The organism is Arthrobacter sp. 9E16, from assembly GCF_002929435.1.
In the GTDB taxonomy this organism is placed as follows: Bacteria; Actinomycetota; Actinomycetes; order Actinomycetales; family Micrococcaceae; genus Arthrobacter_B; species Arthrobacter_B sunyaminii.
In genome coordinates this window covers 1-22,662 of the sequence record NZ_PJIU01000003.1, presented here as the reverse complement: position 1 = coordinate 22,662, position 22,662 = coordinate 1, and the positions used below count along the sequence as shown (strand labels likewise).

At 66.3% G+C, this 22,662-nt stretch carries 23 protein-coding genes and 1 rRNA gene; 10 read left to right on the top strand and 14 right to left on the bottom strand.

The genetic code is table 11. From position 1 onward, the window contains the following. Nucleotides 1-69 precede the first annotated feature (69 nt). The 3 genes from CXR00_RS12535 to CXR00_RS12525 form a co-directional block, all read right to left on the bottom strand. Entirely contained in the window at nt 70-1,305 is a 1,236-nt protein-coding gene (locus CXR00_RS12535; RefSeq protein ID WP_258060436.1) for an NRAMP family divalent metal transporter, read from the bottom strand. A gap of 160 nt (nt 1,306-1,465) precedes the next feature. After that, the gene (locus CXR00_RS12530; RefSeq protein ID WP_104054909.1) at nt 1,466-2,326 is read right to left on the bottom strand and encodes an MBL fold metallo-hydrolase; all 861 of its coding nucleotides are present in this window, start codon (nt 2,324-2,326) and stop codon (nt 1,466-1,468) included. 60 nt (nt 2,327-2,386) lie between these two features. After that, the gene (locus CXR00_RS12525) at nt 2,387-3,973 is read right to left on the bottom strand and encodes an exonuclease domain-containing protein (protein WP_181032551.1); all 1,587 of its coding nucleotides are present in this window, start codon (nt 3,971-3,973) and stop codon (nt 2,387-2,389) included. Nucleotides 3,974-4,093: 120 nt separating this feature from the next. On the opposite strand from CXR00_RS12525, the gene CXR00_RS12520 reads away from it, so the two are divergent. Both CXR00_RS12520 and gluQRS read left to right on the top strand, forming a co-directional pair. Then, nucleotides 4,094-4,522 carry a VOC family protein gene (locus tag CXR00_RS12520; protein WP_104054907.1) on the top strand — a complete coding sequence of 143 codons (429 nt, stop codon included), beginning with the start codon at nt 4,094-4,096 and terminating at the stop codon, nt 4,520-4,522. Nucleotides 4,523-4,592: 70 nt separating this feature from the next. Then, nucleotides 4,593-5,498, top strand: coding sequence for a tRNA glutamyl-Q(34) synthetase GluQRS (gene gluQRS, locus CXR00_RS12515; RefSeq protein WP_104055460.1), 906 nt, complete (start codon nt 4,593-4,595; stop codon nt 5,496-5,498). Here the strand turns inward: gluQRS and CXR00_RS12510 are convergent. Continuing rightward, nucleotides 5,495-5,788: a hypothetical protein gene (locus CXR00_RS12510; protein ID WP_104054906.1), complete on the bottom strand. Its 294-nt coding sequence runs from the start codon at nt 5,786-5,788 to the stop codon at nt 5,495-5,497. The genes gluQRS and CXR00_RS12510 overlap by 4 nt on opposite strands. A gap of 177 nt (nt 5,789-5,965) precedes the next feature. On the opposite strand from CXR00_RS12510, the gene CXR00_RS12505 reads away from it, so the two are divergent. The 4 genes from CXR00_RS12505 to CXR00_RS12490 are packed head-to-tail and all read left to right on the top strand — an operon-like array spanning nt 5,966 to nt 7,756. Beyond that, on the top strand, nt 5,966-6,328 hold the full coding sequence (locus CXR00_RS12505; protein WP_104055459.1) for a helix-turn-helix transcriptional regulator: 363 nt from the start codon (nt 5,966-5,968) through the stop codon (nt 6,326-6,328). Further along, entirely contained in the window at nt 6,325-6,831 is a 507-nt protein-coding gene (locus CXR00_RS12500) for an SRPBCC family protein (RefSeq protein WP_104054905.1), read from the top strand. Before CXR00_RS12505 ends, CXR00_RS12500 begins: the two co-directional genes overlap by 4 nt. Further along, a complete protein-coding gene (locus CXR00_RS12495) occupies nt 6,831-7,331 on the top strand; it encodes an SRPBCC family protein (protein WP_104054904.1) in 501 nt (166 codons plus the stop codon). Before CXR00_RS12500 ends, CXR00_RS12495 begins: the two co-directional genes overlap by 1 nt. A gap of 2 nt (nt 7,332-7,333) precedes the next feature. After that, a complete protein-coding gene (locus CXR00_RS12490; protein ID WP_104054903.1) occupies nt 7,334-7,756 on the top strand; it encodes a VOC family protein in 423 nt (140 codons plus the stop codon). Here CXR00_RS12490 and CXR00_RS12485 read toward each other — a convergent pair. Beyond that, nucleotides 7,740-8,303, bottom strand: coding sequence for a small multidrug efflux protein (locus CXR00_RS12485; protein WP_104054902.1), 564 nt, complete (start codon nt 8,301-8,303; stop codon nt 7,740-7,742). The two genes, CXR00_RS12490 and CXR00_RS12485, sit on opposite strands and share 17 nt — an antisense overlap. A gap of 221 nt (nt 8,304-8,524) precedes the next feature. Between CXR00_RS12485 and CXR00_RS12480 the strand changes: the two genes are divergently transcribed. Further along, nucleotides 8,525-10,138 (top strand): SLC13 family permease, encoded by a 1,614-nt coding sequence (locus CXR00_RS12480; RefSeq protein WP_258060435.1) that lies wholly within the window; start codon nt 8,525-8,527, stop codon nt 10,136-10,138. On the opposite strand, the gene CXR00_RS12475 is transcribed toward CXR00_RS12480, so the two are convergent. From CXR00_RS12475 to CXR00_RS12440, 8 genes are all read right to left on the bottom strand, one after another. Beyond that, nucleotides 10,111-10,914: a MerR family transcriptional regulator gene (locus CXR00_RS12475; RefSeq protein WP_104054901.1), complete on the bottom strand. Its 804-nt coding sequence runs from the start codon at nt 10,912-10,914 to the stop codon at nt 10,111-10,113. The two genes, CXR00_RS12480 and CXR00_RS12475, sit on opposite strands and share 28 nt — an antisense overlap. A gap of 67 nt (nt 10,915-10,981) precedes the next feature. Further along, complete coding sequence (locus tag CXR00_RS12470) at nt 10,982-11,653, bottom strand: N-acetylmannosamine-6-phosphate 2-epimerase (RefSeq protein ID WP_104054900.1); 672 nt, start codon at nt 11,651-11,653, stop codon at nt 10,982-10,984. Then, nucleotides 11,646-12,662: an ROK family protein gene (locus CXR00_RS12465; RefSeq protein WP_104054899.1), complete on the bottom strand. Its 1,017-nt coding sequence runs from the start codon at nt 12,660-12,662 to the stop codon at nt 11,646-11,648. Before CXR00_RS12465 ends, CXR00_RS12470 begins: the two co-directional genes overlap by 8 nt. Nucleotides 12,663-12,664: 2 nt before the next feature. Further along, the gene (locus CXR00_RS12460) at nt 12,665-13,597 is read right to left on the bottom strand and encodes a dihydrodipicolinate synthase family protein (protein ID WP_237688653.1); all 933 of its coding nucleotides are present in this window, start codon (nt 13,595-13,597) and stop codon (nt 12,665-12,667) included. 70 nt (nt 13,598-13,667) lie between these two features. Then, a complete protein-coding gene (locus tag CXR00_RS12455; protein ID WP_258060434.1) occupies nt 13,668-14,498 on the bottom strand; it encodes an ATP-binding cassette domain-containing protein in 831 nt (276 codons plus the stop codon). Beyond that, on the bottom strand, nt 14,495-16,663 hold the full coding sequence (locus CXR00_RS12450) for a dipeptide/oligopeptide/nickel ABC transporter permease/ATP-binding protein (protein ID WP_104054898.1): 2,169 nt from the start codon (nt 16,661-16,663) through the stop codon (nt 14,495-14,497). Before CXR00_RS12450 ends, CXR00_RS12455 begins: the two co-directional genes overlap by 4 nt. Before the next feature lie 2 nt (nt 16,664-16,665). Then, on the bottom strand, nt 16,666-17,625 hold the full coding sequence (locus tag CXR00_RS12445; RefSeq protein WP_104054897.1) for an ABC transporter permease: 960 nt from the start codon (nt 17,623-17,625) through the stop codon (nt 16,666-16,668). An 81-nt stretch (nt 17,626-17,706) separates the two neighbouring features. Then, a complete protein-coding gene (locus CXR00_RS12440; protein ID WP_104054896.1) occupies nt 17,707-19,311 on the bottom strand; it encodes an ABC transporter substrate-binding protein in 1,605 nt (534 codons plus the stop codon). Nucleotides 19,312-19,610: 299 nt separating this feature from the next. Between CXR00_RS12440 and CXR00_RS12435 the strand changes: the two genes are divergently transcribed. From CXR00_RS12435 to CXR00_RS12425, 3 genes are read left to right on the top strand one after another with little or no spacing between them, the layout of a single operon-like run. Next, a complete protein-coding gene (locus CXR00_RS12435; RefSeq protein WP_258060530.1) occupies nt 19,611-20,348 on the top strand; it encodes a FadR/GntR family transcriptional regulator in 738 nt (245 codons plus the stop codon). Between the two features lie 38 nt (nt 20,349-20,386). Then, nucleotides 20,387-21,103 carry a glucosamine-6-phosphate deaminase gene (locus CXR00_RS12430; protein ID WP_104055454.1) on the top strand — a complete coding sequence of 239 codons (717 nt, stop codon included), beginning with the start codon at nt 20,387-20,389 and terminating at the stop codon, nt 21,101-21,103. Then, nucleotides 21,103-22,338 (top strand): N-acetylglucosamine-6-phosphate deacetylase, encoded by a 1,236-nt coding sequence (locus CXR00_RS12425; protein ID WP_104054895.1) that lies wholly within the window; start codon nt 21,103-21,105, stop codon nt 22,336-22,338. The genes CXR00_RS12430 and CXR00_RS12425 overlap by 1 nt, the downstream gene beginning before the upstream one ends. A 100-nt stretch (nt 22,339-22,438) precedes the next feature. Here the strand turns inward: CXR00_RS12425 and rrf are convergent. Continuing rightward, nucleotides 22,439-22,555, bottom strand: a 5S ribosomal RNA gene (gene rrf / locus CXR00_RS12420). Nucleotides 22,556-22,662 lie beyond the last annotated feature (107 nt).

The following is a 22,662-nucleotide window of genomic DNA, read 5'->3' as shown; positions in this document are numbered from 1 at the left end:
GAGGGGATCCCTTCCGCGGTGCCAATGATGCCGCTGCGCATAATGCCGGTGCCGAGAATGACCATGCGGCTACTGCCACAGAGCGGCGAGGCCGGACAGGGAATTCCAGCCCAGGAACAGGGTGAGCAGCCAGGCCAGCACGCCAATGCCCAGCAGCCACTTCGGGTAGTGGTACCCCTGCAGGAGATCCCGGCGGCGCCATGCGGCGTAGAGCAGGATGCCGAAGCCCAGCGGCAGGATCAGTCCGTTGAACGCACCGGCGAACACCAGCAGGGTTTGCGGCGCCTGGCCTGCCAGCAGGTAGACGGCCAGGCAGAACAGAATAAAGATCACGGTAATCAGGCTGCGGGTGCGGTCCTTCGTGGCCGGAGTGGTGACGAAGGAGACCGACGTGTAGGCGGCACCGATGACGGAGGTCAGAGCCGCCGCCCAGAAGACGATGCCGAACATGCGCAGGCCGATTTCGCCGGCTGCTGCCAGGAAGGCATCGGCGGCCATGTTGCTGCCCGTGAGCGCAACTCCGCTGGACACCACGCCCAGGATGGCCAGGAACAGCAGCACGCGCATGATGCCGGTGACGATGATGCCCAGCAGCGAAACCTGGGTGATTTCTTTGACGTGTCCCGTGCCGGTGGTTCCGGAGTCGAGCAGGCGGTGTGCACCGGCGTACGTAATGTAGCCGCCCACGGTGCCGCCGATCAGGGTGGTGATGGTTAGGAAGTCCACCTCGGCCGGCAATACCGTGTTCTTGAGCGCTTCACCCACGGGAGGGGCGGCCACAATGGCTACATAAAGCATCAGCAGGATCATGAGGGCGCCGAGCATCACCACAATCCGGTCCAGCGCCAATCCGGCCCGCTTGGACAGGAACACCAGGACGGCGACGACGGCGGAGATGGTGCCGCCAATCTTGGGATCAAGCCCGAACATGGCGTTCATACCCAGGCCGGTTCCGGCAATGTTGCCGATGTTGAAGACCAGCCCGCCGATGAACACCAGTCCGGCAAGCAGCCAGCCCGCGCCGGGCAGCACCTTGTTGCCCAGCACCTGTGCCCGCAGGCCGGAGACGCCGATGATCCGCCACACGTTCAGCTGCACTGCAGTGTCCACGAGGATGGACACCAGGATGGCGAAGGCAAAGGCTGCACCCAGCTGGACCGTGAAGACCGTTGTCTGGGTGATGAATCCCGGCCCGATGGCGCTGGTGGCCATCAGGAACATGGCGCCGAGCAGCGCCGTCCGTTTGGCGTTGGGCTTGATCTTTGCTTTGCCGGGCGGGGTCTCGTTCGGGGACACGGTGTCCATGCTGACTTCCAATCACTGGAGGATGTGGCCGCTGCCACATGACGTTCCAGCAGTCTATGGGTTGTTGAACAATCCTGCGCTAATTGTGTTCAACAATCCGTTGTTTTTTACCTGCATTTAACACGCCGGCCAACATTTGCCCGGCGCACAGAGCACGGTGTTACCGCTCTGTGCCCGCCGCAGCACTCCGCCCGTAGGTGGGTTCAGCAAACCCGCCTACCGGCCCCGGCACCACAAACTTCCGTTTCGGCACTGCGGCGCGGGACCGTACGGTTCCCACGGCCCGGCTCATTGCCGTCCGGGCGGCGGGTCCATGACCGGGCAGCAGCAGCGAAGCATCCAGCTTCCCCAACTGTGACAGCGAGCGGCGCGCACCGGTTTCGTCGGAATGGAACATCGGATCAAGCATCTGCGGGCCCCGGCGCCGGCTGATGGCGTGGCCGGTGATCAGAGCATCACCCGTGACGGCAGCATGCGCCGCCGGCAGGTAAAAGGCCGTGTGTCCGGGTGTGTGGCCCGGGGTGGGGACTGCTGCGGGAGATCCCGGCAGCGCTGCCAGTTCGCCGTCGTCGGCCCACGCCGCTGCCGTCAGCACCGCCACCCGGGAGGCGCCGCCGGACGCCAGGACGTGCCAGGACCAGTGCAGCACCGAGGGCTGCCAGACCCGGCTGAGAATACGCCGCACCGAGACCTGGTCCCGGTCCTCCCCCAGCAGATACGGGAGCTCGGGCACGCTGCACAGAACGGGAATGCCGAATGCCGCGGCGAAGTGGCCGGCCGTGCCCGCGTGGTCGATGTGCGCGTGCGTGATGAGGACGGCGGATGCATCGGCCGGGTCCAGGCCGGCCTCAGAAATCGAAGCCAGCACCAGCGGCAGGTCACCGGGATAGCCGCCGTCGATCAGGGTGAACTTCGGCCCGCGGCGCAGGATGACCCAGTTGGACGCCGGTCCCTCCACAAAAAAGACGTCAGGGGCCGGTTCGCTCAGTGAATACCCCGGGCGTCTCTGTCCACCGTGCATGCCGACACCTCCTGTATAGAGGTATAGCCCGGCTTCCGGCGGGCTGCAACAGCTTAGCTCCTAGTCGGCCGAGGATTCGTAGAAGTCCCAGGCGCTGATCATCTCGGGCACCGCCAGCGTATGCTCGGCGCGCGGGATGACCGACTGCAGCGAGCTGAGCTTCGTTCCGGGCCGTCCGCGGCGTGCCAGAATCATCGAGCCGAGCATGAACATGTCGGCAACGGGAGCGTAAACCGCCACTCCCTGAACCACGAACGGGCCGCCCAGGGCGTCAAACACTGCGGTCACCACGTCCCCGTGCCGGACGCGGCCCAGCAGCAGGTCAGTGGACCCGTCCTCGGAAAGGCCTGCGGTGAGGACGGCAACAAAGGCAGCATCCTCGTCCTGCAGAACCGTCAGGGAATGGATGTCCCGCTCGGGTTTGCCGTTGTTTTCGATGCTGCGGTGGCCGAGCATCCGCACTCCGAGCACCGGGGATTTGAAGGCGGTGCCGGAGACCCGGAATACCCCGTAATGCTCACTCTTGAAAGTGGCAGCGGCGAGCTCGGCCGGCCCCATCCGGGCCAGGACGGCACCCATGCCCTTTACATCGCGGCGTTTGGGCAGCGCCGGCGGGGCATCGGCCAGGGACAGCGGCTCGTAGGCGGAGGGCAGCAGTGCGGCGGCAGCGGCAGCCTCCGCCGCAGCCGTCGGATCAGCGTCCAGCAGCTGCCAGAGCGCCGCTTCACTGATGATCTCCAGGGCTTGGCCCTTGGCGCGCAGGTCCCGGGCTTTTTGAACGGAGCGGCTGACGACGGCGCCGGGCCGCAGCATCTCTGCGTCCCAGTTCCCCACCACCAGCAGCGTAGTGGTGCGCGTTGGGGCATGGTTGTTCAGCGCCCCGCCGTGTGCCAGGACCAGCTGCTGCAGGACCGGGCGTTCCACGGAAAAGTCACCGGTGAAGGACACCATGTGTCCGTTCATTTTGGCGGAGAGCTCGGTCACCGGTTCGGCGAGGGCCAGGGCGGTGCGCGGCGCGAACCGCTGTGCCCGGCCTGCCCCCGAAGTTGCGGCGGCAACCTGGTTTGAACCGGCTGAGGCCCCTCTGGATCCCGCCGGGGTCCTGGACCCGCACAGCGCCAGCACGGCATCGATGTCCGCCAGTTCTTCCCTGCCCGCCAGGGCGATGGTGATATTGGCGCAGGCCTCGGCATCGGCCAGCCCGTCGTGGTGCTGGAAAGCTCCGAAACCCAGTGCCGCATGAACGGTGGGCAGCTTGTGATTCTCCAGTGCCAGCAGGCTCTGCGCCAGCTTCACCGAGCAGCCGGAGCGATACGGTGTTGATACGATTCCGGCCGTCTCGCTGGTTTTGCGGAAAACGTCAAGGTCAAAGGCTGCGTTGTGGGCGATCACTGCGTCGTCGGCGATGAACGCGGCAATCTCGGAATGGACCTGGGCCCAGGTGGGTGCACCGGCCACCATGGCTTCAGTAATGCCGTGGACGTCGATATTGCGCTGCTGGAATCCTCCGCCGTCGGTGGGCCGCAGGAGCCAATGCCCCCGCTCCACAATCTGTCCGCTGCGAACCTTCACCATGCCCAGGGCACAGGCCGAGGCCCGCGATCCGTTGGCTGTTTCAAAGTCGATCGCGGTGAAGTTCAGTGTCATGTTGTGGAGGTCCTTGGGGTTTCCGGCCGAACTCAGCCGGGGCATCGAAACCGCGGGCGGCGGCCCTCTACTTTACCTTTCCTCCGGGAATTCAAACGCCCCGCAGACGGTTGTGCCGGCATGACCTCAACAGACCCCGCTCCGTCGTCTCCGGCTCTTCCCGTCCGCCAGCTGCGCCTCGTGATCGCCGCTGAGGACTATGCAGCGGCCCTGGCCTTTTACCGTGACACGCTGGGCATGCCGCAGCAGGAGGCCTACTCGGGCGGTGACGGCGCCGAGGTCACCATCCTCGACGCCGGCCGGGCCACCATGGAGATCGCCAATGCCTCCCAGGTCCGCATGATCGACCGGGTGGAAGCCAACGGCAAGCCAAGCCTGAAGCTGCGGGTGGCCTTCGAGGTCGGCGACGCACGGAGCGCCACCGCGGCGGCGGTCGACGGCGGTGCCCAGCTGGTGGCCGAACCGCGGGAAACCCCGTGGCGGTCGCTGAACTCCCGGCTCAACGCACCGGAGGGGCTTCAACTGACTCTCTTCGAGGAACTGGCGTAAGGCGCCGATGGCACTGGATTTACAACCAGTTTTGTAAGGTGGACAAGTGACCGCCTCCCCCGCCGCCGCCATGACAGCAGGAGCCGGCCGCTTCGCTCCCAGCCCCTCCGGGGATCTCCACGTCGGCAACCTCCGCACCGCCGTGCTGGCCTGGCTGTTTGCGCGCTCTTCCGGACGCGGGTTCCTGCTGCGAGTGGAAGACCTGGATCCCGAGCGTTCGCGGACGGAAGCTGCGCAGCTGCGGGATCTCACCGCCCTCGGGCTCTCCTGGGATGCCGTTCCGGTGCGGCAGTCCGAGCGCACCGGGTATTACCTGGCGGCCATCGACCGGCTGTCCGAAGCCGGAAGGGTTTATGAGTGCTTCTGCACCCGCAGCGAAATCGCCGACGCGCCGCGGGCCCCGCATGCACCGCCCGGTGCCTACCCCGGAACCTGCCGGAATCTCACGGAAGAAGAACGGGCACGACGACGCCGGGACCGTCCCGCCGCTCTCCGCCTGCGTGCCGACGCAGAGCAGTACACGGTGCATGATCTGTTGCACGGCACGTTTACGGGGCCGGTGGATGACATGGTGCTGCTGCGCAACGACGGTGTACCGCCGTACAACCTGGCCGTGGTCATCGACGACGCCGCCCAGGGCATTGACCAGGTGGTCCGCGGCGGCGATTTGCTCACTTCCGCTCCCCGGCAGGCCTACCTCGCCTCGCTGCTTGGCCTGCCCGAAGTGGTGTATGCGCATGTGCCGCTGGTCCTGAACGGAGCCGGCCAGCGGCTGGCGAAGCGCGACGGCGCCATCACCCTGACGGCGCTGGCCGGCATCGGCATGGATTCGGATGACGTGCGGAACCTGATTCTGGCGTCCCTGAACCTGCCGCGGGGAACGCTGGAGAATGCACTGGATGCGTTTTCTCCGGCCTTGCTGCCGCGCGGACCGTGGGTATTCGACTCGCCGGGGTCTGTCCTGCCGGGCCTCTAGGCCCTGCCGAGATGAATGCCCAGTGCCAGGATGAACGCCGCCAGGCCGATGACCGCCACAATGGCCGCGTCCCGCCGATGGTGCAGCCACAGCCAGGAGGGCCGGTGGGTGAAGAAGGCATACAGGCCGGTCAGCAGCAGGATCAGCCCGGCCATGCCCACGTAGCCCGGCAGGCCGGAGGCCACCCCCTGCGCAATCACCAGCAGCAGCATGATCAGTCCGAAGACAAAGCTGCCCCAGTGGAAAGCGGGCTCGCCGCGGGGATGAGAACGCGATACCGAACTAGTCATGCTCCATTGTCCGGCGGGGGCCGGTGCCTGTGAATACCGGCGGGCACGGGCGGACTCGAAAAGTCTCCGACAAAAGTTTGCAGACCCGTTGACGTCGTCGGACCGCGGGCGTAGCTTCGTAATCAACCAACAGGTTGAACAACCAGTACCTTGATTACACAGAAGCTGACCAACGCCATGAACACTGACGAGGCAGATCTGGACCGGGCGTTTCTGGCCTTGGCCGATCCCGCCCGCCGCCGCATCATCGCCCGGTTGTCCCGGGGCCCGGCCACGGTCAACGAACTTGCGGAACCCTTCGAGATTTCCAAGCAGGCAGTCTCGAAGCATATTCAGGTCCTCGAGCAGGCACAGCTCGTCACGCGCAGCCGTGACGCCCAGCGCCGCCCCGTCCACCTGAATCCCGCGCGGTTGGAGGCGCTCACCGCCTGGATCGGCCAGTACCGGCTGGTCCGCGAGGAGCAGTTCCGCAGCCTTGATGCCGTGCTCAGCACAGAGACCGCTGTGAAAGGCGGCCAGCAGGCAAAGGAATTGCCATGACGAACGCACTGAAACTCAACGTCCCGGACGGGCTTCCGTTTATTGATTTCACCCGCGAGGTGGATTATCCCGTGGAGCAGGTCTTCCGGGCCTACGCCGAGCCGGACCTGGTGGTCCAGTGGCTTGGTCCGCGCGGCATGAAGATGGACATCAATCACTACGACTTCCGTACCGGCGGCTCCTACAGCTACATCCACACCGGGCCGGAGGGGGTTCCCTATGAATTCCGGGGCATCTTCCACACCGTGCGGGAGAACGAGTCCGCCATCCAGACCTTCGAGTTCTCCGGCTATCCGGACGTCACCAGCCTGGAGTTCATGACCCTTGAGCCGCTCGACGGCGGCCGCACCCGGATCAGCGCCCACGCCGTCTACCCCTCCATGGAGGCGCGGGACGGCATGGCGGCTTCCGGCATGGAATCCGGCGTCGCCGAGGGCTTTGACCGGATGGAGGAGCTGCTCGCCCAGCTCCAGCCGGAAGCGCTGCAGGGACGGGGCGCGTGATGAGCAACCCTCTGAACCTCAGCGCGCCGGCGGGCGAGCCCTCTATGGATTACTCCCGTGAATTCGATTTCCCGGTCAGCGACGTCTTCCGCGCCCATACCGACCCGGAGTTGTTCGCCCGGTGGATCGGACCGCAGGACCTCACCACCCGGATTGATGTCTTCGAACCGCGTACCGGCGGCGCCTACCGGTTTGTGCAGTGCCGGGGCGAGGACGAATACGCCTTCCGGGGTGCCTTCCACACTCTGCGCCAGGACGACTTCGTGCTGCAGACCTTCGAATTCGAGGGTTACCCGGACGTGGTGACGCTGGAATACAGCACGTTCACCGAGATGCCCGGCGGCAGGACGCTGCTGACCGGCCGCTCCCTGTACCCGTCGGTTGAATCCCGGGACGAGTTCCTAGGCAACGGCATGGAAGAGGGCATGTCCTCCGGCTACAACCAGCTGGATGACCTTCTCGCGTCCCTCCCCACCGAAGCCCCGGAAGGGAGGGGGTAACCGTGGAGTGGACCCTCGAAGTAGTGCAGGTTCCGGTCACCGATCTGGACCGTGCCATTGCCTTCTACCGTGACCAGATGGGCTTCACCCTGGACCACCGCACAACTGCCGGCGACATGGATTTTGCCCAGCTGACGCCGACGGGGTCGGGGTGTTCCATCGTGATCGGGAATCCGGCCCAGCAGCAGATGGAGCCCGGGTCGTTGCACGGAATGCAGCTCGTGGTCTCCGATGCGCGGGCGGCCCGCGAGGAGCTGCTGGGCCGCGGCGTGGAAGCGGGCGAGATTACCGTTTTCGACGAGCGCGACGGCGGCACCTTCTTCGGTTTCAGCGACCCGGACGGCAACAGCTGGATGGTCCAGGAAATGAAGGTCCGTGCCGAGCATCCGCTGATACCGCGCAAGGAGGTCACGCGAGAACAATAAACGTGAGAGCAGCCCAGACCGAGACAGCCGCAACGGTTGTCCACAGGATGATGGCTACTGCCTGCCAGAGCAGGACCCAACCGCGCGGAGTGCCGGCGGCAACGAGCATTGCAGAGGTGAACTGGGTCGGAATCGCCAGCGGGCCGAGGATGCTGGCCCCCGGGACACCGAACCGCACAAGCCACCTCTTGAACCGCTGCTGGCCCTTGGACTCAGGCTTCACGGAAACGGCCGGGAGCGTTTCCACCGATCCTCCGGCTGCCGCTGCCCCCGCCGCCACGGCGTGCACGGCTCGGCGTTCCACCACTGCGTGACGCGCCCGGGAACCGAGAAGGACCACCACAAGAACGCTGAGAAAGTTGCCGGCCGCGGCGGCGATCGCGGCGATGACCACGTGCATTCCACCGACCACGCCGATAATGGCACCTCCCTCCCCCTCGACAAAAGGGACTGCCCCGGCCAGCGCCACGACAAGCGGCTGAATAATCTCGGGCACCTGGGCTGCCAGCTCCTGAAAATTGCTGGCGAGACTCTCTATCGGGTTCATGACGGTTCCTGACTGCTGGTTGGCGTACCGGATATCTCCGGACGTTCCATCAGTAGAAACCGTGTTCCCGGAACAGGGTCAACCCCGGCGCAGGGGGCACTCTGCCTCCCGTGTACACGCGGGGACGCTGATCCATCGACACCTCGGCGTTAACGCACTTGACTGGTTTCTACGAACAACCTTCTTCCGCAGGCGTGGACCAACTGGCACAGGGGTGATGCGTGGAAAACCTGCAGGTGGTCCTGGATCCGATGTGGGCGACGTATGTGGTGCTCGTGCTGGCCGTACTGGGCTTCATGACCAACCGGGTTCCGCTCGTGATCGTCGCCCTGTTTGTCCCGCTGGCGCTCTGGGCCACCGGAGTGCTTCCGCTGACCGAAGCACTGCAGGGATTCAGCGATCCGGTGGTCCTGTTCATCGCCTTCCTGTTTGTCCTCAGTGACGCGCTCGATGCCACGGGCATCACTGCGTGGATCGGACAGCAGCTCGAGCGGCGCTCGTCGCTCCGCGGCGCCGGGCTGCTCCTGGCGGTCATGGCTGCCGCCGCCGCACTCTCCGCCGTGATCAGCATCAACGGTGCCGTTGCGGCGCTGCTGCCCGTCGCCGTCGTCGCCGCCGGACGGTCCGGCATCGTTCCCTCACGCATGCTGATTCCACTGGCCTTTGCCGCCGGCGCGGGATCGCTGCTGACCCTGACGGGAACGCCGGTGAACATCATCGTCTCCGAAATGGCTGCCGAATCAGGCGGACGGGAGTTCGGCTACTTTGAGTTTGCGCTGGTGGGCCTGCCCCTCGTGGTGGTGACCGCGCTCGTGGTGGTGGCCTTCGGGGGACGGCTCCTGCCTCAGCGCTCCCCCGAGCGGCTCACGGCAAACACAGCCGACCCGCGCGAACGGGTGCGGTCCTGGCAGGAGAGATACCCGGCCGACCTCGAGGCCGGACGGCTTTTCACCGGAGGTGAGGGTGTGGCCGAGGTTATCGTCGCACCGCACTCGCGGCTGATCGGACGCACGGTTTTCCCCGGAGAGACCCTCGGGGACGGGGACCTCGTGGTCATCGCCCTGCACCGCGGCGGCGCTCCGCCGACCGGCCCCGAGGCCCCTGCGCCAACGGGTGAACTCACCCTCCACACGGGCGACGGCGTGCTGATCCACGGGCCCTGGGATGCGCTGCACCGCTATACCGACTCATCCGATGTGATCGCCGTCGAGCCGTCCCAAAGTCTCCAGCGGAGCGTGCCGCTCGGCCGCGGCTGGCGCCGCTGCCTCGCCGTGCTCATCGGAACCATCGTCCTGCTGGCAACCGGTGTTGTTCCTCCCGTGATCGCGGGACTGCTCGCGGCAGGTGCCTTCGTGGTCCTGGGAGTGGTCTCCGTGCCCCAGGGATTCCGTGCCGTCTCGTGGGACACCGTCATCCTGATCGCGGGGCTCATACCGCTCTCGAATGCGTTCGTCTCATCGGGTGCGGCGGATGAAATCGCTTCGCTCGTCGACCGGCTCACAGGCGGAGGATCCCCTCACTTCGCCCTCCTCGTCATCTGCGTGCTCACCCTCATCCTCAGCCAGTTCATCTCAAACGTGGCAACGGTGCTGGTGATGGCGCCCGTGGCGGTGTCCTTTGCCCAGTCGCTGGAGGTCAGCGTGCAGCCGTTCATGATGGCGCTGACCGTGGTGGGCGCCGCTGCCTTCCTCACCCCCATCGCCACGCCGGCGAACCTCATGGTGATGCAGCCGGGCGGCTACCGTTTTGGAGACTATTGGCGGCTGGGCCTGCCGCTGGCCCTCGTTTTCCTCGCGGCCGGCGTGTTCTACGTGCCGCTTATTTGGCCGTTCTGACTTGCTTGGCCGTCCTGACTTGACTGGCCCTGCTGACTTGTCTGGCCCTTCTGTGCCTGCACCCGTTCGGCGGCCAGGACGCCCGCCCTCATCATCACATCCAGCTGGGCCGGGTTGTACAACTCGGCCAGGATGTCCCCCACTGTCGTTGTGGTGAAGTGGGCGTCATCGGATTGCAGTAATGCCGGGTTGCCCAACCACGGGTAATCGGTCATGTTCCGCGCCAGAACCTCAGCCATCCTTCCGGCCAGCTCCTGCCGGGTCTCCTCGTCAGCATCGGCCGGCAGCCGGTCAATCTCAGGGCCGGTGTCATCGGTTTCATCCGCCGTCATCTCCAGTACATCGGTCAACGTCTCCCCGTCGTACAGGTGGCTCATCAGGTGGATCACCGCGTTGTCGGTTTCCGACAAACGGGAGGCGACGGCTTCAAATCCCGCGGGAACGTCCGCTGGCGCCCGGTGCGCGATGATCGCTGCAATATGGGCCCGTGCCTCCTGCAGGCGTTCGATGCTTTTCTTCAGCTCAGCGTCAATGTCATGCAGGACATCCGGTGTGCTGCCGGATCTGGTGCCCACCTCGTGCATCTGCGACAACGGCACACCGAGCTCCGCAAGACGCCGGATGCGCAGAAGACTTACCAGGTGACGGCCTTCGTACTGCTTGTAGCCGTTATACCGCCGGTCGGGCTCCTCGAGCAGACCCAGCCGATGGTAGTGACGGATGGTGTTCACTGTTGTCTTCGCCAGCTCAGCCAGTTCGCGGGTGCTCCACGCCATCCGATCCCCTTCCCGAGCCACGACAGTCAAAGAATACCCGCCCGAGACAGCTCAGCCGAGTGTGAGGCTAGGCCAGGGCGTCCGCAAACCAGCCGGTAATGGTGGTGGGGTGCGTGATGGCGGTGCCCACGACGACGGCGAACGCGCCGGCGTCCAGGCATGCCCGGGCCTGCGCCGGGGTATGGATCCGGCCCTCGGCAATCAGCGGCCGACCCAGGTCCAGAGCGGCGATCTCGGCGATCAGGTCCAGGTCCGGGCCGTCGGTTTTGGGCCGCTCCCCCGTGTACCCGGCCAGGGTGGTGCCGATCAGGTCGGCCCCGGCCTCGGCGGCGGCTTTGGCGTCCAGGGCGGAACCGCAGTCAGCCATCACCAGCGCCCCGGTCTGCTCATGCAGCGCTGAGACGGTTTCGGCCAGCGTGAGGCCGTCCGGGCGCGGCCGGCGGGTGCCGTCAATCGCGACGATGTCCGACCCGGCAGCCACACAGGCCAGGGCGTGCTCCAGCGTGGGGGTGATGAACACGCCGTCCTTACCGTCCTTCCAAAGGCCGATCATCGGAACGTCCACCGCGGCACGGGTCTGTTCCAGGTCGGAGATGCCCTGAATCCGGACCGCGGCGGCTCCGCCGATCACCGCGGCCTGCGCCATCTGCGCCATCGTCCGCGGATCGCGCATCGGCTCTCCGGGATAGGCCTGGCAGGAAACGATCAGCCGGGAGGCCAGGACGGAAAGGTCAAACATGGTGATGCTCCTGTGGTGCGTTGAGTTCGGCGGAAAGACGGTTGTAGGCGAACCGGGCGGCTCCCACAATGGCGGCGCCGGAGCCGAGGGCGGCCGGAACCACTGGAAGGTCCGCCAGCGGGTCCATCAGCTCGGCGTGCAGCGCGGCCCGGAACGGCGTCCACCACAGGTCACCGGCTCCGGCCACCCCGCCGCCGACCACGACGACGGACGGATCCAGCATGTTGGCGAGCCCGCCCACGGCCTGTCCGGCGGCTGTTGCTCCCGTGGTCAGGGCACGAAGGGCCAGCGGCTCCCCGGCGGCAGCCCGCACGGCAACATCCACGGCAGAAACGGGATCCGCGGCGCCGTCCCCGCCGGCGAGCCGCCGGTAGAGCAAGGCGATGGACGGTCCGGAGGCAATGGCCTCCACATGCCCGGCCCGTCCGCAGCTGCATGGCAGCGGACGGCCGCCGTCGTCGTACGCCAAGGGCGATGCCAGATGCCCCGCGTGCCCGGCCACGGCACGTGCGCCCAGGTGCGGGGCACCGGCCAGGATCAGGGAGCCGCCCACGCCGGTGCCCACAGCCACCAGCAGGCTGGAGTCCGCGCCGGCCGAGGCACCCACCCAGTGTTCGCCCAGGTTGTGGGCATGCACATCATTGACTGCGAAGGCCGGCAGCCCCGATTGCTCGGCGACATGCGCCGCCAGCGGAGTGCCCGCCCAGCCGGTGAGCGAATCGGTCGCTGAAACCACCGACCCGTCCAAGGTGTTGATCACACCGGCCGAGCCGATGCCCACCGCCACCGGGTCCAGCCCCGCAGCGCGGGCCTGTTCCAGCAGAATGGTGACAAGCCCGACGGCGGTGCCCAGGATCGCCGCCGCTCCGGCAGTGGCCGGGGTGGGCCGTGACTCGGCGGCGTGCACCGTGCCGTCTTCGTCAACCACGCCGGCGGCCGTCTTGGTGCCGCCCAGGTCCACCCCGATGACGCAGCGCCGGGCCGGGGAAAGCAGTGTGCCGGAAGGCATGGCTAGATCAGGCCGTTGCGCTCAAGGATGGTGCGGATGGCTGCTGTTTCCGCGTCGTTGAGGCTCAGCATCGGCGCGGACATGATGTTGGTGTCGATGACGCCCATCAGCATGAGCGCGGTCTTGAAGGCGCCCAGGCCGGCTGCGCCGCCCGAAACCCGGCCCGGTGTGGGCGTGTAGACAATGTTGAAGACGTCGGCCAGACGGTCCTGTTCGGCGGCCGCCTTGACGAAATCTCCGTCCGCGGCGGCGTCGAACAGCCGGCGGTAGCCCGCCGGGTCCACGTTGCCCAGACCGGGCACCACGCCGTCGGCCCCGCCGAGCAGGGCGCCGTCCACCACCACTTCGTGGCCCGTGAAGATGGAGAAGTTGTCGATGCCGCGGGCGGCGAGGACAAGCTGGCGGAAGGACACATCGTCGCCGGAGGAATCCTTGACGCCGGCGATGACTTGGTCCCGGCCCAGCTGGATCAGCAGGTTCAGCGGCAGCTTGAAGTGGGTGCGGACCGGCACGTCATAGGCGAAGAGCGGCACGTCCAGGGCGGCGTGGATGCTGCGGAAGTGGGTGTCGGTTTCCTGCACGTTGGGGATGGCGTAGAACGGGGACGTCACCACCAGGGCGTCGGCGCCCAGGCCCACCATTTTCCGGCCCTCCTCGATGACGCGGTTGGTGGTCTGCTCGCACGCCCCGACGATCAGCGGGACCTGGCCGGCATTGACTCCGGCAATGGTGGTGACCACCAGTTCCCGCTCGTCGTTGGTCATGTACGGCACCTCGGCGGAGGAGCCGAGGACGAACAGGCCGTGCACGCCGCCCTCCAGCAGGTGCTTGGTGACCCGGGTCAGGGAGTGGGTGTCGATGCTGCCGTCCGCGGAACGCGGGGTGACGACGGGGGGAATGACGCCGGTGAACTGGCGGATGGGCTGAGAGGCCACAGATATCTCCAAGGTGCTGGTAATGGGTTGGTGCAGTGGAACAAGGTGGTGCAGTGAAACAGAGTGAAAATCAGGGGTGAAGCAGGCTGGGCGCGGCGCCGAGCAGCTTGCGGGTGTAGTCGTCCTTCGGGTTGGCGAAGATGCCTTCGGCCGGTCCTTCTTCGACGATCCGGCCGTAGTACATGACGCAGATGCGGTCGGAAACATAGCGGACGGTCTGGATGTCATGGGAAATGAAGACCATGCCCAGGTTCAGTTCGCGCTTCAGGTCAGCCAGCAGGTTCAGCACCTGGGCCCGGACGGAAACGTCCAGCGCCGAGGTGGGCTCATCCGCCACGATCACCGCGGGATCCAGGGCCAGGGCCCGGGCGATGGCCACGCGCTGCCGCTGTCCGCCGGAGACCTGGTGCGGGGTCACCTCGGCCGCGGTGTAGGGCAGGCCCACCAGCGCTAGCAGGTCCTTGACCTTGGCCGCACGGGAGCGGGCGTCTCCGATGCCGTGGACCTGCAGCGGGTCCGTGAGGATGTCCTGGATGGTCATCCGCGGATTCAACGCGGTGGACGGATCCTGGAAAACGACGGCGACGTCCTGGCCGAAGCGCTTCCGTTCCGCGGCGCGGCGGATGCTGATCGGTTGCCCGTGGAACAGGACCTCCCCCGCCGTGGGCTGCTGCAGCCCCACCAGGACCGAGGCCAGGGTGGACTTGCCGCAGCCGGACTCCCCCACCACGCCCACGGTTTCCCCGCGGCGTACGGTGAAGTCCACGCCGTCCACGGCCTTGACGATGTTGGGGCGGAAGATGGATCCGGTGCGGGTGCGGTGGTGGACCTTGAGGCCGCGCAGTTCCAGGACCGGTGTGGTCCGGGCGGGCGCCCCGGTGCTCATGGAAACGGTGCTCATGTTTGTCCTTCGGCACTGGTGCCGGCGGCGGCCAGGGTGGCGCCGTCGTCGTTGTGGCAATCTGTCAGGTGGCTGGCCCAGTAGTGCTCGCCCTCGCCCACGCGGACAAAGGACAGGACCTGGTCCGGATCGGCGTCCGGACGCTGGGAGCGTTCGGCAAACCGGTCTCCGGCCGCGAATTCGCGCTGCGACGGAACCGTTCCCTGGATCTGGTGCAGCCGGTCGGCGTCGGATTCGATGGACAGCACGGCGCCGAGCAGGCCGCGGGTGTACTCGTGGTGCGGATTGCGCATCAGCTCGGAGGCGCCGGCGGATTCCACCACCTGGCCGGCGTACATGACCGTGATCCGGTGTGCCAGGGATGCCACCAGGGCCAGATCGTGGCTGACGAAGACCATGGCGAAACCGAGTTCCTCGCGCAGTTCGTTGAGCAGGTCCACCACCTGTTTCTGGACGGTGACGTCCAGGGCGGTGGTCGGCTCATCCGCGACGATGATCTTCGGCGAGCGGGACAGTGCCATGGCCACGAGCACGCGCTGGCGCTGTCCGCCGGACAGCTCATGCGGATAGCTCTTGAGCGTCCGCTCCGGATCCAGTTTCACCAGTTCCAGGAGTTCGCGCGGGGACTTGCGGCCGTTGCGGCGGGTGAGCTGCAGCAGCTGGTCCTTGATCAGCATGGAAGGGTTGAGCGAGCTCAGCGCGTCCTGGTAGACCATGGCGATCTGCTCGCCGCGCAGGCCGCGGTAGCGCTGGTCGCGTTCGCGCTTGTCGTTGGTCAGCAGTTCCTTGCCGTTGAACGTAATGGATCCGCTGAGCACCGCGGTGGGCGGCAGCAGTCCCATGATGGCCAGGGACGTGATGGACTTTCCGCAGCCGGACTCTCCCACCAGGCCCATGGTTTCGCCCTCGCGGACGGTGAAGCTGACCCGGTCCACAATGGCGGTGTCGCCGTAGCGGCCCGGGAAGCGGATGGACAGATCCTTCACCTCGAGGATCACCGGCGCGTCGGTGCCGACGGCGGGCAGCCGGTCGGTTCGGCGGTTCTCCACGGCGGCGAGCAGCTGCAGCTCCTCGGCCAGGGCGGCCAGCGAACCGGGCTGGTTGATGAGGGTTCCGGCTGTGGTTTCCTCCACCACGGTTCCTTCGGTATCCGCGGGCGGGGTTACGACGGCGGCGGCAGGCGCGGGAACGACTGCTGCTGGAAGGGCAGCTGCGGCTGCCGCCTCCTTCACTGTGCTGTCCTTCACTGTGCTGTCCTTCAACAGGACTTCCTTCACCGGTGCGGCCCGGCGCGGACGCGGGTTGACCATGGCGTCCGTGAGGCCTTCGGCCAGGATGTTCAGGGCCAGGACGGTGAGCAGGATGGCGATGCCGCCAAACGTCGTCGGCCACCAGGCGCCGCTGAAGACCACGTTGCGGCCGTCGGCCATCACGTTGCCCCAGGAAGCGGACGGCGGTTGGACGCCGGCGCCGAGGAAGGACAGCGATGCCTCGAGGATGATGGCGTCAGCCACCATCACCGTGGCAAAGACGAGCACGGGAGCCGCGGTGTTGCGCACCACGTGCCTGGTCAGGATGAACAGCCGGCCGGCGCCGATCACGCGTTCGGCGCGGACATAGTCCTCGCCGTACTGGGCCAGGACGTTGGCGCGGACCACCCGGGCCAGCTGCGGCGTGTAGACAATGGCGATGGCGAAGATGATCACCGGAACGGTGGACCCGAAGAGGGCCACTGAATAGTCCTTGAGCGCGAAGAGCAGTGCGGCGGCCAGGGCGATGCCGGGGAAGGCCATCATGATGTCCAGGACCCGCATGATGCCTTCGTTGACCGACTTGCGGGAGGTCGCGGCCAGGGCTCCGAGGACGGCGCCCAGGACCACGGCCACAATGACCGACCCGAGGCCGATCGCGGCCGACACCCGGGCACCGTACAGCAACCGGGAAAACACGTCGTAGCTGTTTCCGTCGGTGCCCATCAGGTGTTCTCCGCCGGGAGGAAGCACCGGGGCACTGGATTCGTTCTCGCCGAAGGGGGCAAGCATAGGCCCGGTGACGGCGATGAACGCCACCAGGACCAGGAACCCCAGGGCGAGCTTGGAGCTGAGTTTCAGGGAGGTGAAGCGGGCGCCGGAAGTGGCGAGCCGTTCAGCGAGTCCGTTGCGCATGGTTATACCGTCCGGATCCGGGGATTGATGAGTACGTAGAGGACATCCACCAGGATGTTGACGACGACGAAGGCCACGGCGATCGTCAGCACCGCACCTTGGACGAGGTTGGTGTCCGAGGTGTTGAGCCCGACAATAATCAGGTCTCCCATGCCGTTGAGGTTGAAGATTTTCTCGATCACCACCGCGCCGCCGAGCAGGTATCCGATGCGCAGGCCCAGCACGGTAACCGGGGTCACCAGGGCGTTGCGCAGCACGTTCCGGGCCACGACGGTCCGGTACGGAACTCCGTTGCCGATGGCCGTGCGGACGTAGTCGCGGTCCAGCTCCTCGACCATGGAGGTCCGCACCACCCGGATGAGGGATGCGGAAACCGGCAGGCCCAGGGCCAGCGCAGGCAGGGCCATGGAGTACATCCAGCCGACAAAGCCGTACTGATCGGCCCAGTCCAGGCCGCCGGTGGGAAAGATCGAGCCGGCCGGCAGCGCAAACCACTGGATGAGCAGGATCGCGAGCCAGAACGAGGGCGTCGCGATGGCCGCAATCGAGAAGACGCGGATGGCCTGGTCGGGCCAGCGGTCACGGTACAGGGCGCTGGTCACGCCCAGCACCAGGGCCAGGAACACGGCCAGCAGGATGCCCAGCAGGGTCAGCTGCAGGGTGACCGGGAATGCCGAGGCAATCTTGGAGGCCACCGATTCCTCGGGCGGGTTGGTGAAGCCAAAGTCCAGCCGCACCACGCCGCCCAGATAGCGCAGGAACTGCACCAGCAGGGAGTCGTTCAGGCCGCGGTCTTCGCGGAAGGCGTCTTTGGCCTCTTCACTGGCGTTTTCGCCCAGGACGGCCGTGGCGCGGTCCGCCGGGATCACGGACAGAACGATAAAGACCATGATGGTCACGCCGAGCAGCATGAACGGCAGAGCTGCCAGCCTGCGGCCCAGCAGGCGCAAAAGTGTTGCCATGTTTTATTTCTCCAAGTGGTGCGGGGCCGCCCTGCCGGAGGAGGGCGTCTGGGGGATGTCCCTCATCCGGCAGGGCGGGTCTTACTTCCGTCCGACGCCGACGAAGGAGAGACCGGTGGTCGGAAGCGGCGCGAAGCCGTCCAGCGTGCTGCTGTCCCACGCGGTGGGAAGCTGCCGGTGGAACAGCGGGTACAGCGGAACCTCTTCGGCAACAATGTCGACGACGGCGGCGTGCAGCTTTTTCGCTTCGGCCGGGTCCACTTGGACTGCTTCGTCCAGCTTTGCCTGGACCTCCGCGTACTCCGGGGTGCCGGACCAGGCCATGCGGTTCTTCGCCCAGGTGTCGCCTCGGTAGAACCAGCTCAGCAGCAGGTCGCCGTCGTTGCCGAAAACGGAGGGATCGCCCGGAGCAACCAGGACGTCAAAGTTCTGGCCGCCCACCTTCTCCGGAGCGTAGACCGCCGCCGACTGCAGGGGTTCCAGCGTGGTGGTGATACCGATCGCGTCCCAGCTTTCCTTGATCAGCGGGGTCACCTTGGTGACCCAGCCGGCGTCGGTGGAAGTCAGCGTCACGGTCATGTTTTCCATCCCGGCTTCCTTGAGCAGGGCCTTGGCCTTCTCCGGGTCATAGCCGTAGACGGTGCCGGCCTCCGTGTAGGACGGGTGGCCCTTCTGGAAGTAGGAGGTTGCTGCGGCGGCGTTGCCCAGCAGTGCCTTGGAAATGATGTCCTCGGTGTTCGTGGCGTAATGCAGTGCCTGCCGTACCCGCTTGTCTGCAAACTTCTCCGAGGCGCAGTTGAACATCATGAACAGCAGGCCGAAGGACTGCACGGACTCCACATCCAGCTTGGCCTTGAGCTGGTCCACGTCCAGGTACGGAATGTCCTCAATGGCCTGGGTCCGGGACGGAACCGCTGCCACCCGTGCCGCAGGGTCAGCCAGCAGCAGCCAGGTCATATCGGTGACCTTGGCCGGGTAGGAACCGTTGTATTCCTCGAACTTCTTGAAGACAATCCGGTCTTCCTTGACCGCCGAGACAAACTTGTACGGTCCGCTGCCCACAGGGGCCAGATCAAAGGCCGCCTGGTTCGAGGCCAGGGCCTTGGGAACGATCTTGACCACGGAAATGCGCGGACCGAATTCGGCGAAGGGGTACTTCAGGGCGAACTTCACCGCGTCGCCGTCGGCGGTGACGGACGCGATAAAGGGGATGAAACCGGCAAACAGGGAGGCGTTGGCCGGGTCGAGCACGCGCTCAAAGGAGTAGACGACGTCGTCGACGGTGACGGGCTCGCCGTTGTGGAAGGTGGCCCCGTCACGGAGCGTGACGCGGTACGTGGTGTCGTCCACCTTTTCGGGTTCGGCTCCGGCCAGGGCCAGGTACGGCTTCCGGGTGGCCGGGTGCAGTTCCGTCAAGCCTTCGAAAATGTGGAGGTTGGCGGCCACCGGGGTGGCGCCGGTTGCGGTCATCGGGTCGAAGCCGGTGGAGAGGGAATAGGAAATGCCTGCCTCAATGGAGTCTGCTGCAGCGGCGCCGGTGCCGGTTGCAGCAGGAGCGCCGCCGGGGCTGCATGCAGCCAGGGAGCCGGCAAAGGCCGAAGCGGTGCCCAGGACACCGGCAATGCGCAGAAAATCGCGCCGGCTGGCGTTCCGGAGGAAGCCGGTGCTCTCGGAAGTTGTACTCATGAAGGTGCCTCACCATTCTGGTGTGATGCGGATATCGGACGTAGGACATCCCATGCGGGTTGAGTAGACTGTAGGCTGAATCACAAGATGCGGTCAAGCACACTGCCTCTGTGACTAAGTGGAGCTCCGGCCCGCCACACCCGGGTCAGCACTGTGACCAGGAATGGTGTGCTGCCTGCCTGCTCGAACAGGTGCCCCATCTGTTGCCTGAACTGTGAAGATTTGCTCGATGACCCTGCCAAGGAGTGCCGATTTTGGTGAATGACACCACGCAGCCGCTTTCCACCGAAGACGCTCCCCTGCCGGCGCTCCCGGCCCGCGCGCCGGCCCGGCCGCCGCGCTTCAGCGCCCAGGCACGGCTTGCTGCCCTGCAGAGCGACATCATGGACCTGATTCTGGACAGCAAGCTGCAGGCCGGAAGTCCGCTGCCCACTGAGGCTGAACTCTGCTCGGCACTGGGCGTTGGACGGAACACGCTGCGCGAATCCCTGAAAGTCCTCCAGGCCCTGGGCGTTGTGGAGATTAGGCACGGTTACGGCATGTTTGTCGCGCCCACCAACTTCGATGCCCTGACCGCCGGACTGAGCTTCCGGGGGCGGTTATCGCTGCGGCAGCAGGGCAAGGAGGCACTGGAACTGGTGGACGTCCGGCAGACACTGGAATCAGGATTGATCGGTCAGGCAATGACACTCATGACCCCTGAGCATCTGGCCGCCATCGAGGCCACCGTCGAGGAGATGGAATCCCTGGCTGATCAAGGCCAGGCCCTGGCTGCAGTGGACTCGGAATTTCACCGGCAGCTCTTTGAGCCGCTGGGCAACGAGTTGCTGACCCACCTCATGTCGGTATTTTGGGATGTTTACAGCCGGATCCATGCCGAAGCGGGAATGAAGGCCGCCAGCCTGCACGCCACCGCGCACATGCACCGCGAGATCTTCGAAGCGGTCCGCGCCGGAGACAAGGCGCTGGCGTCCGAACGGATCAACAGCCACTTTGACGGCATCCGCGAGGCTATTGCCGAACTGGTCAGCCGATGACCGCCTCGTATGCCGGAGCTGCTGCAAAGGACCACGCCATGAAGGTTTTGACCAGAGAAAACCGGGGCGACGCCGGTGCCGCGGGAGCCGTCGTCGTTCGGGAGTGTGTGCAGGCCAAACCTGATGCGGTGCTGGGGTTTGCCACCGGGTCCTCCCCGCTGCCGCTCTACGACGCCCTGGCGGACTTCGGTCTGGACTTCTCCCGTGTGCGCGGATTTGCCCTGGACGAGTACATCGGGCTGCCGCCGGGAGATCCCCGCAGCTACGGTGCCGTGATCGACAGTGAAGTGGTGCAGCGGCTGGGCATGCGGCCGGGATCCGTGCTCCTGCCCGATGTCGCAGCCGCGGACCTGGAAGCCGCCGCACAGGAGTATGAGCAGGCCATCCGCGATGCCGGCGGCGTGGATCTTCAGATTCTGGGCATCGGCCACAACGGCCACCTGGCGTTCAACGAGCCCGGTGCCGCCCTGGATTCCCGCACCCGGGTGGAGCAGCTCGCCGAACGGACCCGCCGTGCGAATGCCCGCTTCTTCGACTCCCCCGACCAGGTGCCCACCCGCTGCATGACCCAGGGAATCGGCACCATTTTGGATGCCCGGCAGCTGCTCCTGATCGCGCACGGCGCTGATAAAGCCGACATTATTGCGCGGGCGCTGCAGGGCCCCGTCACCCCGGATTGTCCGGCATCCGCGCTGCAGCTGCACCCGCGGGTCACGGTAATCCTTGACCAGGCTGCCGCCGCCGGGCTCCGCTGATGAAGCCGGTAAACCACACCCAGCCGGTCACGGTTATTCAGGGCCGGGTGCTGCTGGAAAACGGCCTGGCGGAGGACAGTGCGGTTGCCGTGGCCGGGACCGAGATCCTTTACGCTGGTTCGGAAAACGGGCTGGACGCGGCACTGGCCGCAGCGGACCTTTCGTCTGAGCACGCCGTCAATGACATCCGGCTTGCCCCGGGCCAGCTGGCCGTTCCCGGGCTGGTGGACCTGCACTGCCACGGCGGCTACGGCGTCGACTTCCCGTCTGCGGATGCCCCGGCCGCCCGTACGGCACTCCATCGTATGCATGCCGCCGGAACCACCACCGTGTTGGCCAGCCTGGTCACCGCTGCGCCTGCGGATTTGCTGTCGGGCCTGGAGATGCTCTCCGGGCTGGCTGCGGCCGGCGATATTGCCGGCATCCATTTGGAAGGGCCGTTCCTCGCGGCCGCCCGCTGCGGCGCCCAGGATCCGCGCTGGCTGCGCTCCCCCGACCGCGAGCTTTCCGCCGCGTTGATCGCCGCCGGCAAAGGATATCTGCACACCATGACGTATGCGCCGGAGCTTCCCGGCGCGGATGAACTGGTGGACCTGCTGACCGGACATTCGGTGGTCCCGTCGCTGGGGCATACTGCCGCATCCGCGGACGACGCCGGTGCATCACTGGCGCGCGCGGCAGCCGGGCTCTCGACCCAGGCGGGCCGTGTCCCGACGGTCACGCATCTGTTCAACGGTATGGACCCCATCCACCACCGCGCTCCCGGTGCGGTGACGGCGGCGCTGCGGGCGGCGCGGGCCGGGTCCGCCGTTGTGGAGCTGATCGCGGACAACACCCACCTGGATCCGTTTGTGGTGGCCGCAATGTTTGAACTTCTCGGTGCCGAGAACATTGTCCTCGTGACGGATGCGATGGCCGCTGCCGGGCTCGCCGATGGATCGTACCGCCTGGGCCCGGCCGAGGTACAGGTCCGGAACGGCGTGGCCCGGCTGGAGTCCGGTTCCATCGCCGGCGGCACTGCCGGCATGCTGGACCTGGTCCGCAACTCCGTTGCTGCCGGCGTCCCCCTGGAATCCGCCCTGCGCTCGGCGTCCGAGGTTCCCGCCCGGGTGCTGGGCAAGGCTGGACAGATCGGGTCCCTCAGCGTCGGCGCGGCCGCCGACATCCTGTTGCTGGACGCCGATTTGCGCCTGCTCCGAGTGTTGCGCCGCGGCGTATGGATCTCTGAGGCGTAAACAGGGCTAAACGAGTGAGGCCCCGCCAACCAGGGCGGGGTCTTAAACAGTTGAGGCCCGTACCAAAAGATACGGGCCTCAACCTCTCAACCGAAATATTGTCCGGCGGTGACCTACTCTCCCACACCCTCCCGGATGCAGTACCATCGGCGCAGTGGGTCTTAGCTTCCGGGTTCGGAATGGGACCGGGCGTTTCCCCCACGCTATGACCGCCGTAACCCTACCACCCACACCACCAGCCAAAATACTCCTGGTGGAGGGGAAAACAATGGGTCACAACCAAACACGTTCAACCGTGCCTGTCATGAAAAAGTATCCACGCGT

Excerpts from the sequence above, each read along its gene's own strand:
- CXR00_RS12535 (WP_258060436.1), bottom strand. The coding sequence starts at position 1,305 with ATGGACACCGTGTCCCCGAACGAGACCCCGCCCGGCAAAGCAAAGATC.
- CXR00_RS12530 (WP_104054909.1), bottom strand. The coding sequence starts at position 2,326 with ATGCACGGTGGACAGAGACGCCCGGGGTATTCACTGAGCGAACCGGCC.
- CXR00_RS12525 (WP_181032551.1), bottom strand. The coding sequence starts at position 3,973 with ATGACACTGAACTTCACCGCGATCGACTTTGAAACAGCCAACGGATCG.
- CXR00_RS12520 (WP_104054907.1), top strand. The coding sequence starts at position 4,094 with ATGACCTCAACAGACCCCGCTCCGTCGTCTCCGGCTCTTCCCGTCCGC.
- gluQRS (WP_104055460.1), top strand. The coding sequence starts at position 4,593 with ATGACAGCAGGAGCCGGCCGCTTCGCTCCCAGCCCCTCCGGGGATCTC.
- CXR00_RS12510 (WP_104054906.1), bottom strand. The coding sequence starts at position 5,788 with ATGACTAGTTCGGTATCGCGTTCTCATCCCCGCGGCGAGCCCGCTTTC.
- CXR00_RS12505 (WP_104055459.1), top strand. The coding sequence starts at position 5,966 with ATGAACACTGACGAGGCAGATCTGGACCGGGCGTTTCTGGCCTTGGCC.
- CXR00_RS12500 (WP_104054905.1), top strand. The coding sequence starts at position 6,325 with ATGACGAACGCACTGAAACTCAACGTCCCGGACGGGCTTCCGTTTATT.
- CXR00_RS12495 (WP_104054904.1), top strand. The coding sequence starts at position 6,831 with ATGAGCAACCCTCTGAACCTCAGCGCGCCGGCGGGCGAGCCCTCTATG.
- CXR00_RS12485 (WP_104054902.1), bottom strand. The coding sequence starts at position 8,303 with ATGAACCCGATAGAGAGTCTCGCCAGCAATTTTCAGGAGCTGGCAGCC.
- CXR00_RS12475 (WP_104054901.1), bottom strand. The coding sequence starts at position 10,914 with ATGGCGTGGAGCACCCGCGAACTGGCTGAGCTGGCGAAGACAACAGTG.
- CXR00_RS12470 (WP_104054900.1), bottom strand. The coding sequence starts at position 11,653 with ATGTTTGACCTTTCCGTCCTGGCCTCCCGGCTGATCGTTTCCTGCCAG.
- CXR00_RS12465 (WP_104054899.1), bottom strand. The coding sequence starts at position 12,662 with ATGCCTTCCGGCACACTGCTTTCCCCGGCCCGGCGCTGCGTCATCGGG.
- CXR00_RS12455 (WP_258060434.1), bottom strand. The coding sequence starts at position 14,498 with ATGAGCACCGTTTCCATGAGCACCGGGGCGCCCGCCCGGACCACACCG.
- CXR00_RS12450 (WP_104054898.1), bottom strand. The coding sequence starts at position 16,663 with ATGCGCAACGGACTCGCTGAACGGCTCGCCACTTCCGGCGCCCGCTTC.
- CXR00_RS12445 (WP_104054897.1), bottom strand. The coding sequence starts at position 17,625 with ATGGCAACACTTTTGCGCCTGCTGGGCCGCAGGCTGGCAGCTCTGCCG.
- CXR00_RS12440 (WP_104054896.1), bottom strand. The coding sequence starts at position 19,311 with ATGAGTACAACTTCCGAGAGCACCGGCTTCCTCCGGAACGCCAGCCGG.
- CXR00_RS12430 (WP_104055454.1), top strand. The coding sequence starts at position 20,387 with ATGAAGGTTTTGACCAGAGAAAACCGGGGCGACGCCGGTGCCGCGGGA.
- CXR00_RS12425 (WP_104054895.1), top strand. The coding sequence starts at position 21,103 with ATGAAGCCGGTAAACCACACCCAGCCGGTCACGGTTATTCAGGGCCGG.